The organism is Streptomyces sp. NBC_01012 (assembly GCF_045162755.1).
Classification (GTDB): Bacteria; Actinomycetota; Actinomycetes; order Streptomycetales; family Streptomycetaceae; genus Streptomyces.
The window spans coordinates 2,612,500-2,625,921 of record NZ_CP108688.1; the positions used below are offsets into that span (position 1 = coordinate 2,612,500).

Annotated in this window: 10 protein-coding genes; 4 read left to right on the forward strand and 6 right to left on the reverse strand. The window is 69.8% G+C overall.

Annotation, left to right across the window (positions count from 1 at the left end):
- Positions 1 to 341: 341 nt before the first annotated feature.
- The 5 genes from typA to OG623_RS11430 all read right to left on the reverse strand — a co-directional run bounded on the left by typA (position 342) and on the right by OG623_RS11430 (position 7,672).
- Positions 342 to 2,216 carry a translational GTPase TypA gene (gene typA / locus OG623_RS11410; RefSeq protein ID WP_406146142.1) on the reverse strand — a complete coding sequence of 625 codons (1,875 nt, stop codon included), beginning with the start codon at positions 2,214 to 2,216 and terminating at the stop codon, positions 342 to 344.
- A 335-nt stretch (positions 2,217 to 2,551) separates the two neighbouring features.
- Positions 2,552 to 4,837 (reverse strand): ABC transporter family substrate-binding protein, encoded by a 2,286-nt coding sequence (locus OG623_RS11415; RefSeq protein ID WP_406146143.1) that lies wholly within the window; start codon positions 4,835 to 4,837, stop codon positions 2,552 to 2,554.
- Between the two features lie 200 nt (positions 4,838 to 5,037).
- Positions 5,038 to 5,589, reverse strand: a complete 552-nt coding sequence (locus OG623_RS11420) for an isochorismatase family protein (protein ID WP_406146144.1) — start codon at positions 5,587 to 5,589, stop codon at positions 5,038 to 5,040.
- A gap of 68 nt (positions 5,590 to 5,657) precedes the next feature.
- Positions 5,658 to 7,136 carry an MFS transporter gene (locus OG623_RS11425; protein WP_406151782.1) on the reverse strand — a complete coding sequence of 493 codons (1,479 nt, stop codon included), beginning with the start codon at positions 7,134 to 7,136 and terminating at the stop codon, positions 5,658 to 5,660.
- 59 nt (positions 7,137 to 7,195) lie between these two features.
- Positions 7,196 to 7,672: a MarR family winged helix-turn-helix transcriptional regulator gene (locus OG623_RS11430; protein ID WP_406146145.1), complete on the reverse strand. Its 477-nt coding sequence runs from the start codon at positions 7,670 to 7,672 to the stop codon at positions 7,196 to 7,198.
- Between the two features lie 246 nt (positions 7,673 to 7,918).
- On the opposite strand from OG623_RS11430, the gene OG623_RS11435 reads away from it, so the two are divergent.
- Complete coding sequence (locus OG623_RS11435; protein WP_406146146.1) at positions 7,919 to 8,986, forward strand: LacI family DNA-binding transcriptional regulator; 1,068 nt, start codon at positions 7,919 to 7,921, stop codon at positions 8,984 to 8,986.
- A gap of 20 nt (positions 8,987 to 9,006) precedes the next feature.
- Here OG623_RS11435 and OG623_RS11440 read toward each other — a convergent pair whose 3' ends face one another.
- Positions 9,007 to 9,990, reverse strand: a complete 984-nt coding sequence (locus tag OG623_RS11440) for an acetylxylan esterase (protein WP_406146147.1) — start codon at positions 9,988 to 9,990, stop codon at positions 9,007 to 9,009.
- Positions 9,991 to 10,274: 284 nt separating this feature from the next.
- Between OG623_RS11440 and OG623_RS11445 the strand changes: the two genes are divergently transcribed.
- The 3 genes from OG623_RS11445 to OG623_RS11455 are packed head-to-tail and all read left to right on the forward strand — an operon-like array spanning position 10,275 to position 13,386.
- Positions 10,275 to 11,522: a sugar ABC transporter substrate-binding protein gene (locus OG623_RS11445; protein ID WP_406146148.1), complete on the forward strand. Its 1,248-nt coding sequence runs from the start codon at positions 10,275 to 10,277 to the stop codon at positions 11,520 to 11,522.
- A 2-nt stretch (positions 11,523 to 11,524) separates the two neighbouring features.
- Positions 11,525 to 12,514 carry a carbohydrate ABC transporter permease gene (locus OG623_RS11450; RefSeq protein ID WP_406146149.1) on the forward strand — a complete coding sequence of 330 codons (990 nt, stop codon included), beginning with the start codon at positions 11,525 to 11,527 and terminating at the stop codon, positions 12,512 to 12,514.
- Positions 12,511 to 13,386, forward strand: coding sequence for a carbohydrate ABC transporter permease (locus OG623_RS11455; protein WP_406146150.1), 876 nt, complete (start codon positions 12,511 to 12,513; stop codon positions 13,384 to 13,386). Before OG623_RS11450 ends, OG623_RS11455 begins: the two co-directional genes overlap by 4 nt.
- The last annotated feature ends 36 nt before the right edge of the window (positions 13,387 to 13,422 follow it).

Sequence of the window (13,422 nt, forward strand, 5' to 3'; positions counted from 1 at the left end):
GTGAGTCCGCACTCCCCACAGTGCGTCGACCCATTGACCCGAGCTCAATGGAGCCAACTATTAAGTAACACCGGGCTGTAAACCACACTTAAAGGGTCTCGGTTTGACAACATCGACAGGCCACGGTTGCCCGAAATCCGGACAAAGTGATCCCAGACAGACACCCCCGAAACGGACCGTTAACACATGTTCCGGAGAGCGACGCACGATATGCGGACACCTCGGTCGGAATAACCGGTTGACGAAAGGCCTGGACCCCCACAGTGTCTGCGGGGGTCCAGGCCTCATGTCAATGGCTCATTCTGGCCGTTCGCGTGCCCGGGCGGGCCGTACGCGCCAGGTCAGCCGTTCTTCGCGCGCGAGGCGGTGCGGCCACGCTGCTTCTGGTCCAGGACGACCTTGCGGATACGCACGGTCTCCGGGGTCACCTCGATGCACTCGTCGTCACGGCAGAACTCCAGGGACTGCTCCAGCGACAGCTTGCGGGCCGGCACCACGTTCTCCGTGGTGTCCGCGGACGCCGCACGCATGTTGGTGAGCTTCTTCTCCTTGGTGATGTTCACGTCCATGTCGTCGGCGCGCGAGTTCTCGCCGATGATCATGCCCTCGTAGACCTCGGTGGTGGCCTCCGTGAAGATGACACCGCGCTCCTGGAGGTTGACCATCGCGAACGGCGTCACGACGCCCGCACGGTCCGCCACCAGCGAGCCGTTGTGACGGGTGCGCAGGTCACCGAACCACGGCTCGTGGCCCTCGAAGATGGAGTGCGCGATACCCGTGCCACGGGTCTGGGTCAGGAACTCCGTACGGAAGCCGATGAGGCCGCGGGAGGGCACGATCCACTCCATGCGGACCCAGCCCGAACCGTGGTTCGTCATCGTCTCCATACGGCCCTTACGGGTCGCCATCAGCTGCGTGATGGCGCCGAGGTGCTCCTCGGGGGAGTCGATGGTCATGCGCTCGATCGGCTCGTGCGTCTTGCCCTCGATCTGCTTGGTGACGACCTCCGGCTTTCCGACCGTCAGCTCGAAGCCCTCGCGGCGCATCTGCTCGACCAGGATGGCGAGCGCCAGCTCACCACGGCCCTGCACCTCCCAGGCGTCGGGGCGCTCGGTGTCCAGGACACGGAGCGAGACGTTACCGATCAGCTCGCGGTCCAGGCGGTCCTTGATCTGCCGGGCGGTGACCTTGTGGCCCTTGCCGCCCTTGCCGACGAGCGGCGAGGTGTTGGCGCCGATGGTCATCGAGATGGCCGGCTCGTCCACCGTGATCAGCGGCAGCGCGATCGGGTTCTCGGGGTCGGCCAGGGTCTCGCCGATCATGATGTCCGGGATACCGGCGATGGCGCAGATGTCGCCGGGGCCCGCCTTCTCGGCGGGCTTACGGGTGAGCGCCTCCGTCATCAGCAGCTCGGTGATGCGCACGTTGGACTGCGTACCGTCGCGCTTGATCCAGGTGACCGTCTGGCCCTTGCGCAGCTCGCCCTGCTCGACGCGGCACAGCGCGATACGGCCGAGGAAGTTGTCGGCGTCCAGGTTGGTGACGTGGGCCTGGAGCGGGGCGTCCTCGTCGTACTCGGGCGCGGGGACCGCGGAGAGGATCGTGCTGAAGAAGGGCTCCAGGTTGTCGCTGTCCTGCGGGACGGTGCCGTCCTCGGGCTTGGTCAGCGAGGCGACGCCGTCACGGGCGCAGGCGTAGACGATGGGGAACTCGATCTGGTCCTCGTCGGCGTCGAGGTCCAGGAAGAGGTCGTAGGTCTCGTCGACGATCTCGGCGATCCGGGAGTCGGGACGGTCCGTCTTGTTGACACAGAGGATGACCGGCAGCTTGGCGTCGAGCGCCTTGCGGAGCACGAAGCGGGTCTGCGGGAGCGGCCCCTCGGAGGCGTCCACGAGCAGGACGACCGCGTCCACCATCGACAGACCGCGCTCGACCTCGCCGCCGAAGTCGGCGTGGCCGGGGGTGTCGATGATGTTGATGGTGATGACGTCGCCGCCATCCTTCGGGTGGTACTTCACGGCCGTGTTCTTGGCCAGGATCGTGATGCCCTTCTCACGCTCCAGGTCGTTCGAGTCCATCATGCGTTCGTCGAGGTTCTCGGCGGCGTGGGCGGCGAAGGCGCCCGCCTGCTTGAGCATGGCGTCGACCAGCGTGGTCTTGCCGTGGTCGACGTGGGCGACGATGGCTACGTTACGGATGTCGTGGCGCGTGGGCATGGGTGGCTTGCGCTTCTCTCGGATCGTGGGATCAGGCGTCTCAGTCGGTCTCGAGTCCTCGTACGCCCGCCGGGCGGCACGCCACGGCTCGGTCAATGGTACGGGCCCGATGGGTCCGGGGCTTCCCGGCTCGATCCTCGGGGCGGGGAAGCGACAAGGATTCGGCCGGTATTCAACCGGTATTACGCCATCGTCAAGCCGCTGAGCGGCCGGACGGCAAGGGGGGTGTGGGAGGACGAGCGGCCCGGGTCTGGGCAGACACCACCTTGCCCGCCGGGGCTCCGGCGGGCAAGGGACTTGAGCTGTATCTGAGCTTTGAATATGGCTTTGACCTGCTACTTCTTCCGATTCGCGGGAGAACCTGCCGCTTGTGCCCCGGTGAATCCGATGTCCTCGTAGCGGGGTGCGGCGAAGCCGAAGGCACCGATGTTCGCCAGCTTCTTGTCGACGGCGACCAACTGTGGCCTCTGATACAGCGGAATCGATCCCGCCGCGGCCCAGATCCGGGCGTCGGCCTGCTTCAGGAGGTCCCTGGAGGCGTTGTCGTCGAGCTCGGAGACCGCTCGGTCGAACAACTGGTCGATGTGGTCCGAGCCGACCCGGGTGTAGTTCTGCTCGACGAGCAGCGAGCCGTCGGTGGCGGGCTCGGGCTTGGCGAAGATCGGCCGGCCGTCGGTCGCCGGATAGGCGGTGGCGGGCCAGGAGTACAGCGCCATGTCGTAGTCGCCCGAGGCGATGTGGTCCTTGAAGTAGCTCGCGTCGTCGACCTTGGTGATCTGCGTGCTGATGCCGATCGAGTCCAGCATCGCGGCGATCTTCTCCCCGACGGCGCGCAGCGGCTGCGATCCGGGGCCCGAGGGCAGGACGAAGCGGAGGGTCAGCGGCTTGCCGGCCTTGCCGAGACGCTGCTTGGCCGCGGCGGGGGCCGGTGCGGGCGTACCGGCGGGGGCGTAGGCGCCCGCTGCGCCGCCCGGCTTGTCCTGGCTGACGACTCCGGCGCCGTCGGCGGGGCGGTCACCCGGCTTGTCGTCGCCGACGATGTACAGCCCCTCGTCGCGCGAGGCCTTGTCGTCCTCCTCGGCGTCCTTCTTCTCGGCCGCCTTCTTCTCCTCGGCCTTCTTCTCGGCCTTCTCCTCGGCCGCCTTGCCCTCGGTCTTCTCGTCGTCGGCCTTCTTGCCGTCCTCGTCTTCGGCCTTCTCCTCGTCGGCCTTCTTGTCCGCCTCGCTGCCCGCCTTGGTGTCCGCGGCCTTGCGGGCGCCGCCCGGCGTCCATCCGGCGTCGGCCAGCAGGGCCTGCGCCTCCTTGGGGTCCTGGTCACCGAGCGCACCGCTGCCGTCCTTGTACCCGGGCTGCCCGGCCAGGGCGAGGTGGCTGCCGGGCGGCTGCGCGGGCAGGCCGAGCGGCTTCAGCACCGCGTCGGCGAGCTCCTGGCGGTCCAGGGTGCGGGCGATGGCACGCCGTACCCGGTCGTCGGAGAGGGGCCCGGACTCACCGTTCAGCGCGAGCTGTGTGTAGGCGGGCTCCAGGGACTTGCGTACGGCGAAACCGCGCAGCGCCTTCTGCTCGGCGGCGTACACCGCGACGGCCTTCCGGTTCTTGTCGCGTGCGGCCTGCGCCGCCTCGGCCGCTTCCTCGTCCGAGCCGTGGGCCAGGGCCCAGGACCGCAGGGCCGCGGCCGGGGTGATGTCGGCTCCCGGGCCGTGGGCGGGCGGCGAGCCGTTCCCGCTGCTGTAGCGGGCCGCCCGGACGACGCTGTTCGCCGTCGGGGCGTCGATGTCGGCGACGTCCACCGTGCCGTCGGTCAGTGCGCCGGCGCGGTCCTTGGGGTCCACGGCGCGGAAGACCAGGGACTTCAGCTTTGCCTCGTTGCCCCACCAGCGCGGGTTCCGGTCGAGTACGACCGTCCCCTTGTCCTTGTCGACACCGCGCAGCCTGAACGGCCCCGCGGTGTTCTTCAGGGTGGCCCTGGCGCCGTCGTTGAAGGTGCCGGGCGAACCGGTCACCTCCTTCGGGTACAGCGGCGAGAAGAGCGAGCGCCAGTCCGCGTACGGCTTGGCGAAGGTGACCCGGACCTGGAGGTCGTCCTTGCCGCGCTCGATCTTCTCGATCCGCTCGTAGCCCGCGTTGCGCGCGGTCCAGAAGGCCGAGTCCTTGCCGCTCAGGGCCCGCCACTGGGCGACGAAGTCGGGCGCCCCGATCTCCCGGCCGTCGCTCCACACGGCCTGCTGGTTGAGCTTGTAGAGGACGACCTGCCTGGGCTCCTGCTCGATGACCTTCGCCGACTCCAGATAGTCGGGGTTGAGCTTGGGCTCCCCTCGCGCGTCCAGCGGGAAGAGGGAGGGCAGCAGGGCACCGGTGATGCGGTTGGTGGCCTGGTCGGCGTCGGCCTGGAAGGCGTTGAGGGTGGCGGGGACCGCGTCGATCGCCCAGTTGAGGGTGGAGCCGTCGGCCACCCGGTCCCGGGAGACCGGGGCGATGTCCTGCGGGACGGCCACCGCGGTGGGTCCGTCACTGTCCGAGCTGCAGCCCGCCAGCGCCGGGATCGTGAGCACACCTGTCGCCAGGAGCGCGACCGAGCGGCGCTTTCGGGCCGTCCCGCGTGGGACGCCGACGTGGGCCATGGCTGATACCTCCGGGGCCGGCCCGGTCCATCCCGTACCGGAATGGACCGGATGATGCTTTCTGGTGGCATTTGCTGTTGATCAGACTGATTCGCTTATCCACTGAAAGCACCTGCACGCGCGGGAGGGAGGCAGACACGGCCGGTGGGGCGACAGAAGTCACCCGTGCGGCCCCTGCCGCCGGGACGGCCCGGCTGCGGTCAGCCCAGGAGCTTGACGATCGCCTCGGTGGTGTCGGTCTCGCCGAGCCTCGGGAAGATCTTCTCGATGCTGTTGTTGTGGGCCTCGGCGTCCATGTCGGTGACGGCGTCCGTGGCGACGGTGACGTGGTAGCCGTGCTCGTGCGCCGCGCGTGCGGTGGACTCGACGCCGATGCTGGTGGCGACTCCGGTGACCACGACCTGGGTGATGCCGCGGCGGCGCAGTTCAAGGTCGAGCGCGGTGCCGTGGAAGGCGCCCCACTGCTGCTTGGTGATGACGATGTCGCTGTCGAGCGGGCCGAGCTCGGGCACGATCTCGGCCCAGTCGGCCGCGGGCTTGCCCGCCGGGGCGCGGCCCTCGTTACGACCGGGGGCCCCGCCTGTCACACGGACCAGGAAGACCGGGAGGTCCTTGGCGCGGAAGGCGTCGGCGAGTGTCACCGAGCGGGCGACGACGTCCGCGGTCGGGTGGGCGGCCGGGAGGCCGACGATGCCCTTCTGCAGGTCGACGACGACGAGTGCGGTCCGGGGGTCCAGGACGGTGGCGGTCATGTGCGTGCTCCTTGTTGCTGTCGGTGGTGCTGTTGGTGTTCGTGTGCGGGTTCGGGGTTCGGACGGGTTCAGGTACGTGCGCGCAGGGCGCGGTCGGTGAGGGTCAGGACGGTCAGCAGGACGGCCAGGACGACCGAGACCGCCGCCATGAGGTGCAGCCCCGAGTCGCTCGCCGCGTCGGCGTAGGCGAGGGCGATCAGGCTGGACGCCGTGATGGCACCGATGTACTGGGCGGTGCGCTGGAGCCCGGCGGCGGCGCCGATGTTCCCGGGGGGCGCGTAGGCCTGGACGGCCGCCTGGTTGCTCGTGCCGATGAGCCCCTGCGGGGCGCCGAAGCACGCTCCGGCGAGCAGCAGGACGGCAAGCGGGGTGTCACCGGAGAGGAACACCAGGATTCCGGCGCCGACGGTGAGCAGAAGACAGGCCACCGTGAGCGGGGCGCGCAGGCCCTTCGTGCGGGCGCCGACCAGCGAACAGACCAGCGCGGTGACCGACATCGGCAGCATCAGCAGCCCGGCGTGCCCCGAGGAGAAGCCCCGGGCCTCCTCCAGCCACTGCGTGTAGCCGTACATGACGCAGTAGATCAGCAGATAGCTGAGGCCGTGGCGTGCGTACGTACGCGCCAGGGCGCCGTTGCCCGCGAGCATCCTGATGTCTATGAACGGCCGCGGGGTACGCAGCTGCCACCGCACCAGGACCACTGTCAGCACCGCGAAGGGTGCGAGCAGCCACCACTGCGGGTGGGCGAGGTCGAGCAGGAAGAAGACCAGCACCGTCAGCGCGGTGGTGAACAGGCCGATGCCCAGCGGGTCGAGCGAGAGTTTCGGCGCGCTTCCGTCGGCGGCCCGCTCGCGCGGCGGGTCGGCCGGGACCCAGCGCAGCGCGGCTCCGAAGGCGAGCAGTGCGACCGGCACGTTGACCGCGAAGATGCCGCGCCAGCCGACGACCGACACGAGCAGCCCTCCGAGCGCGGGGCCGACGGCTGCGCTGCCCAGGGCGGCGAAGGAGAGCCTGGCGAGTACGGGGCGCGGGGTGGGACGGCCGAGCCGTCGCGACTCGTCGCGCAGGACGGCCATGGCCGCCGGGTAGGCGGCCGACGTGCCGATGCCGAGGAGCAGCCGGGAGACGATCAGCGTGCCGAAACCGGGGGCCAGCGTGCCGACAAGACCGGACACCACCACGACGACCAGGCCGGCCAGGAAGACCCGGCGCGGGCCGAGGGTGTCGGCGAGCTTGCCGAGTACCGGCTGGGCCACGGCGCTGGCGAGGTAGAGGACGGAGATCAGCCAGGCGGTGTCGGCGGCGCCGATGGCGAAGGTGTGCCCGATGGACACCAGGGCCGTGGAGATCATCGTGGTGTTGAGCGGGTTGAGCAGGGAGCCCATCAGCAGTGGCGCGGTGAGCCGTGCGCTGAATCCGGGGCGGGGTCCTGGCCCTGGACCGGTACCTGGTCCTGGCCCCGACCCTGACTCTGGCCGAGGTCCTGGCCCTGGTCCAGGTTCCGGTTCCGGTCGGGGCCCGAGCCCTGCTCCAGGTCCGGTCGGCAGGGCCGCGGGCCCGGGTTCCGCCGGCGGTGCGCCGGTGGGCAGGGCCCTCACACGATCGGTCACTTGTCGACCAGACGGGCGATGAGATCGACGGCCTCGGCGAGCGTACGGCGTTCCGCTCCGTCCAGTTCACCGGTGATCGCGTCGGCCAGCCAGCCACGCTTGGCGGCCCGCACCGAGGCCAGGACGGCGCTCCCCCGCTCCGTGACCGACACGACCGACTTGCGGCCGTCCGTGGGGTCGGGGGCGCGGGTGACGCATCCCTGGCTCTCCAGCGCGCCGAGGGTGAGCCGCATCGACTGGGGGCGCACCAGCTCGGCCCTGGCAAGCGCCGCGGTGGTGGCCGGGCCGCCGTCCTCGAGCCTGGCGAGGACCGAGCGCTGGGACGGGGTGAGCAAACTGTCCGCCGACGAGCTCCGCAGCCGCCTGAGCAGGCGGCCGACCACGGCCGCGAGATCCGTCGCCACCTGCTCGGCCGTCGGGTCGACGGGGCCTTGCGGGGCCGCGCTCTCGGGGTTCTCGGACGTTCCGGACATGTTCTCCACGCTAAAGATGGACAGGGCATCTTGCAAGGCAGCCTGTCTATTGTTCGGCAAAGTCGGCGGAGAGCGGGCGGGGGCGGACCGTGCGGGTGAGACGAGGCTCGCCGGGCAGGGCCGCTGTTGCCCGCCGCCGGACCCGCGCTCTAGGGTGAATGCGCTTTCAGGAGTCAGAAGAGGGCCACCACCCGCAGCAGCGGGTGCTGTGTACGGAGAAGCACGAAGAAGCGGACGGTCGGTCGAGTGAGCGCCCCCACGGTGTACGACGTCGCCGAACGGTCGGGCGTCTCGATCGCCACGGTCTCCCGCGTCTACCGCAACCCCGACTCGGTACGCGCGCAGACGCGCGAAAGGGTGCTGGAGGCGGCCCGCGCGCTCGGCTATGTGCCGAGCGGGAACGCTCGTGGACTGGCCAGCCGCACCACCGGAGTGCTCGGGCTCTGTTTCCCCGACTACTCCGACCCGGACGCCGAAGCCGATGCGGAGAGCGACGCCGAGCCGGGCAGCGGGGCCGACGACGCCGCCATGCTGTACTCCGACCAGATCATCCGGGGGATGGAGCGGGCGGCCCGCCGCCACGGCTACGCCCTGCTGATCGCCGCCTCCCTCCAGGGCGGCCCCGAGAGCCTCGTCGCGAAGGTGGCGGGGCGGGTGGACGGCTTCGCCGTGCTGGCACAGACCGTGCCGACCGAGGATCTCGAGGTGATATCGCGTCGGCTTCCGGTCGTGATGCTCGCGGGGCCGCGCGAGATCGACCACCTCGACCACATCGTCGTCGCGAACGCCGCCGGAGAGCGGGAGCTGGCCCGGCATCTGATCGAGGACCACGGGCTGCGCCGGCTCGCCTTCGTCGGCGGTGACCCCGAATCCCCCGACGCCGAGGCCCGGTTCGGCGGCTTCCGGGACGCCTGCCGCGATGCCGGGCTGCCGGTCCCTGACGCACCGGACCTGCGGACGCAGATGATGACGCGGGCCGAGGGCGCCCGGGCCGCCGAGGCCCTGCTCGACCGGGGCGCCGAACGCCCCGACGCGATGCTCTTCGCCAACGACCAGATGGCGGTGGGAGCGCTGCGCGCGCTGGAGCGGCGGGGGGTGCGGGTGCCCGATGACCTCGCCGTGACCGGCTTCGACGGGATTCCGCTGAGCCGGATCGTGCGCCCGTCGCTCACGACGGTGCGGCAGCCGATACGGCAGCTGGGCGAGCAGGCGGTGGAATTGCTGGTGCAACGCCTCGCAGAACCGAGCCGCGACCCGGTGTCCCTGGAGCTACCGGTCTCCCTGGCCCGCCGGGCGAGCTGCGGCTGCACCTGACCGACGTCGCCCCGGGCGTCTCACGCGCCCCCGAGCCACCTCCCGAAGAAGCGCTCGCGGCGCGCGGTCAGTTCCGCGCTCTCCGCCACGATCCGCGGGTACGCGAAGTGCCCCGCCCGCAGCACCATCAGCTCCCGGTGGCCGGGCAGCGCGTTGTATACGGCGAACTGGCCCGGCGGCGGTACCGACGGGTCGAACAGCGCCGCGGCCACCAGCGTCGGCCGCTCCAGTCGCGCGGCGGCCGTCGCCGCGTCGAAGTACGCCAGCACCTCCGTCACCCCGGGGTGCTCGCGGTGGTGGGCGCGTACGGACTCCCCGCTGCCGACGCAGGGCAGGGTCAGCCGCAGCGGATGGTTCCCGAACGTCGGCACGGTGAGCTGCGCGGCGGCGAACCGTTCGTCCCAGGGCAGCGCGAGAGCCCCGAGCCCGCCGCCGAAACTCTCCCCGAGGTAGCCGAGCCGGCCGGGCCCCGCGAGCTCGGGCAGCAGCTCCTGGAGCGCCGATGCCGCGCACCACAGGTCGGCCACGCAGTCGCCGATGACATACGTGTCGCGCGATCCGATGCCGTGCAGGACGTGCCCCGCGGCCTCGTCCGGGACGCCGGGCAGCAGGCCGCGGGAGCCCATGCCGCGTACGCAGGGCAGGATCGCGGCGGCCCTGGGCAGCGGCAGCGGCACATCGGGCCCCGTGGCCCGGCGGCCGCCGTACCCGTGCCCGATCACGAAGCCGTGCTCCGCCGGGCCCCCGGCGGGCAGCGCGAGCCAGCCACCGAGCCGTACGCCGCCGACGGACGTGAAGGTCACGCCGTGCAGCCGGACCCCGTCGCGCTCCTCCTCGGCCGGGCCGACCTCGGGAGCCGTGTCGACCGCGCGCGCCTCACCGTGCCGGGCCGTCCAGAAGGCTGCGAAGTCCTCGGGCGGCGCGGGCGCCGGTATGCGCAGCAGTTCGTCCAGCGTCCGGCCGTAGGCGGGGTCGAAGGGGAAGTCGTGCACGAACGAAGCCATGACCAGGACAGTAAGGCCTCCGTCCGCCCGTGCCGAGGCCGCCCCGGAGCCCGCAATCCCGCCAAATAAGCGGAATCGGTCACATCCACTTCAAATCCGCAAACGGTGTGCTTACGGTTCCAGCGTCGGACCTCACGGGTCCACCGCCGGGCCCCCTCAGGTGTCGAGCACGTTGCACGAGTGTGACCCAGCACCCCCTTGCGGATTGCCGGACAACTGCCGCAGAGTGATGTATGCGCTTACAGGCAGCGCATACATTCGGATTGCTCGAGGAGGAGCCCTCCATGTCCCGCACCGCCAGAACCGCCTCCGCCGCCCTCACCGTGGCGCTCGCCCTCGGCATCTCCGCCTGCGGCAGCTCCGGCGGTGACGACGTCGCCGCGGACGCGAAGCAGACGCTCACCGTCTGGGCCATGGGGGCCGAGGGCGAGAAGCTCGCCGAGGTGGCCGAGGTGTACGAGAAGGCCCACCCCAACGTCACCGTGAAGGTGACCCCGGTCGGCTGGGACGTCGCCCACCAGAAGCTCGTCTCCGCCGCCGCGGCCGGGACCATGCCGGACGTGGCGCAGATGGGCGGCAGCTACATGGGAGAGTTCGCCGAGCTCGGCGTCCTGGAGCCGGTCGACACGAAGACCTTCGACAAGAAGGACTTCTTCCCGGCCGGCTGGAACCAGGGCGAGGTGGACGGCACCGCGTACGGCGTGCCGTGGTACGTCGACACCCGGGTCCTCTACTACCGCACCGACCTGGCGAAGAAGGCCGGCGTCGACAAGGCGCCCGCCGACTGGCAGGAGATGCGGGCCCTGGCGACCGCGTACCAGAAGAAGGCCGGCACCAGGTGGGGCCTGTCCATCCAGCCGAGCGGTCTGGACACGGTGCAGAACTTCTACCCCTTCCTCTACTCCGCCGGCGGCGCGATCGTCGACGACAAGGGCGAGGCGGTCATCGACAGCCCGGAGGCCGTCAGCGCGCTGAAGGAGTACGGCGCGTACTTCGACAAGGGCCTCTCCAACAAGTCGGTGCAGCCCGGTTACGACGTCGTGAAGGACTTCGGCAACGGCCGCGTCCCCATGTTCTTCGGCGGCCCCTGGCACGTCACGCTCCTCGACGAGGGCCAGCCGCAGATCAAGGGCAAGTGGGCCGTGGCCCCCGTACCCGCCGACAAGACCTCCGCCTCCATGGCGGGCGGCTCATCGCTGGTGGTCTCCAAGGACAGTGAGCACAAGGCCGCGGCGACGGCCTTCGTCAAGTACCTCACGGACACCGAGGGCCAGGCCGACTGGTACGAGCGCACCAAGGACCTTCCCGCGAACACCGCGGCCTGGGACTCCGGCAAGCTCGCCGACGACGCGAGCCTCCAGGTCTTCAGAAAGCAGATGGACACCGCCAAGTCCTCGCCGTCCTCGGCCTCGCTGACGGAGATCACTGACAAGGTCGACCAGGCGATCGCCAAGGTGACGCAGGGCAAGGCCTCCGCCGAGGACGCGCTGAAGACCGCGCAGTCCGAGATCGAAGGCCTCGTGAAGCAGTAGCCATGGGCACCACGACCGCAGGGGCCGCGCGGCAGGCCGAGGTGAAGGACGGCCCGGGGGCTCCCCCGCCCCGGGCGGGCCAGGATGAGCAGAAGCGCGTCAAGCGCTCGAAGATGGGAGTGCAGAACGCGGCAGGGTGGCTGTTCTCCACCCCGTTCCTCGTCCTGTTCACCGTCTTCATGGCGTTCCCCATCGTCGCCACACTGCTGATGAGTTTCACGGACTTCGGACTGCGTAACGTCACGCGTCCCTGGGAAGCGAACTTCGTCGGCTTCGACAACTACGTCCAGCTGTTCGGCGACGAGAAGTTCCTCAAGTCGCTCTTCAACACGGCGTACTTCGTCGTGGTGGGCGTCCCGCTGACCATTGCCGTCGGGCTGGTCGTCGCCGTGCTGCTGAACAACGGCATCGACCGGGCGAGGACCTTCTTCCGGGTCGGTTTCTACGCCCCGGTGGTCACCACGATCGTGGCGGTCGCCGTGGTGTGGCGGTTCGTCCTCGACCCGAGCGACGGACTCGTCGCGGGCCTCTTCTCCGAAGTGGGCCTCACCGCACCGGACTTCCTGGGCTCCGAGGCGCTCGCCATGCCGTCGATGATCGCGATGGCCGTCTGGCGCAACGTCGGCACGGTCATGGTGCTGTTCATCGCGGGCCTCCAGGCCATCCCGACCGAGGTCAGGGAGGCCGCGCGGCTCGACGGCGCGGGGATGTGGCAGGAGTTCCGCGGAATCACGGTTCCGCTGCTGCGGCCCACCCTGCTCTACGCCACCGTGATCACGACCATCGGCTATCTCAACGTCTTCGAGGAGCCGTTCGTGATGACGCAGGGCGGTCCCTCCGACTCCACGCTCACCGTGTCGCTGAACATGTACCGCGAGGGCTTCAACTTCTTCCACATGGGCTACGCGAGCGCCATGGCGTACGTGCTCTTCGTGGTGATCATGGGCATCACGGTGCTGCAGCTCCGACTGCTGAAGGACAACACCAAATGACCGTCGGCGAAGCACCCGGTGCCCTGCGGACGGCACCCACGCGCACGTCCAGGAACCTCAGGCGTCCCCTGGTCTACGTCCTGCTCTCGGTGGGCCTGCTGATCATGTCGGCGCCGTTCCTGTGGATGGCCCTGTCGTCCTTCAAGACGACGAGCGAGCTCTCCGCCAGTCCCCCGGTGTGGATCCCCACCGAGTGGACCCTGGAGAACTTCCGGCAGCTGCTGGACAAGCTGGATCTGCCGCTCTACTTCATGAACTCCGTGATCGTGGCGGTGCTGGTCACCGTCTCGAACCTGGTGTTCTGCTCGATGCTCGGATACGCGCTGGCCAAGCTGAGGTTCGTCGGCCGCAACAAGATCTTCGGGGTGGTGCTGGGTGCTCTGATGGTGCCCGGCAACCTGATGCTGCTGCCGCTGTTCGTGCTGATGAGCAAGATGAAGCTGATCGACTCGTACGCCGGTCTCGTACTGCCCTTCGCGGCCGGGGCGTTCGGCGTCTTCCTGATGCGGCAGTTCATGCAGTCGATCCCGGACGAGCTGCTGGAAGCGGCCCGGATGGACGGCGCGGGTGAGTGGTACATCTTCTGGCGGATCGTCATGCCGCTGGTGAAGCCCGCTCTCGCGACGCTGTCGATCTTCACCTTCCTCGGTTCCTGGAACAACTTCGTCTGGCCCTTGATCGCGACCAACGACCCGGACAAATACACGCTCCCGGTCGCGCTGGCCACCTTCGCGACCGACCCCAACAAGGCGGGCGGCTCCAACGGCATGCTGATGGCCGGAGCCTTCCTGGTCGTCCTGCCGGTGCTGATCCTCTTCATCGCCCTGCAGCGGCACTTCACCCAGGGCATCGCCACCGCCGGCATGAAATAGCCCGGCCGCCCTCCGCAGATCCACGAGGCACGAGGC

What these genes read in the sequence shown, in the direction of transcription:
- typA (WP_406146142.1), bottom strand. Translation starts at nt 2,216, where the DNA reads ATGCCCACGCGCCACGACATCCGTAACGTAGCCATCGTCGCCCACGTC.
- OG623_RS11455 (WP_406146150.1), top strand. Translation starts at nt 12,511, where the DNA reads ATGACCGTCGGCGAAGCACCCGGTGCCCTGCGGACGGCACCCACGCGC.
- OG623_RS11450 (WP_406146149.1), top strand. Translation starts at nt 11,525, where the DNA reads ATGGGCACCACGACCGCAGGGGCCGCGCGGCAGGCCGAGGTGAAGGAC.
- OG623_RS11445 (WP_406146148.1), top strand. Translation starts at nt 10,275, where the DNA reads ATGTCCCGCACCGCCAGAACCGCCTCCGCCGCCCTCACCGTGGCGCTC.
- OG623_RS11430 (WP_406146145.1), bottom strand. Translation starts at nt 7,672, where the DNA reads ATGTCCGGAACGTCCGAGAACCCCGAGAGCGCGGCCCCGCAAGGCCCC.
- OG623_RS11420 (WP_406146144.1), bottom strand. Translation starts at nt 5,589, where the DNA reads ATGACCGCCACCGTCCTGGACCCCCGGACCGCACTCGTCGTCGTCGAC.
- OG623_RS11415 (WP_406146143.1), bottom strand. Translation starts at nt 4,837, where the DNA reads ATGGCCCACGTCGGCGTCCCACGCGGGACGGCCCGAAAGCGCCGCTCG.
- OG623_RS11440 (WP_406146147.1), bottom strand. Translation starts at nt 9,990, where the DNA reads ATGGCTTCGTTCGTGCACGACTTCCCCTTCGACCCCGCCTACGGCCGG.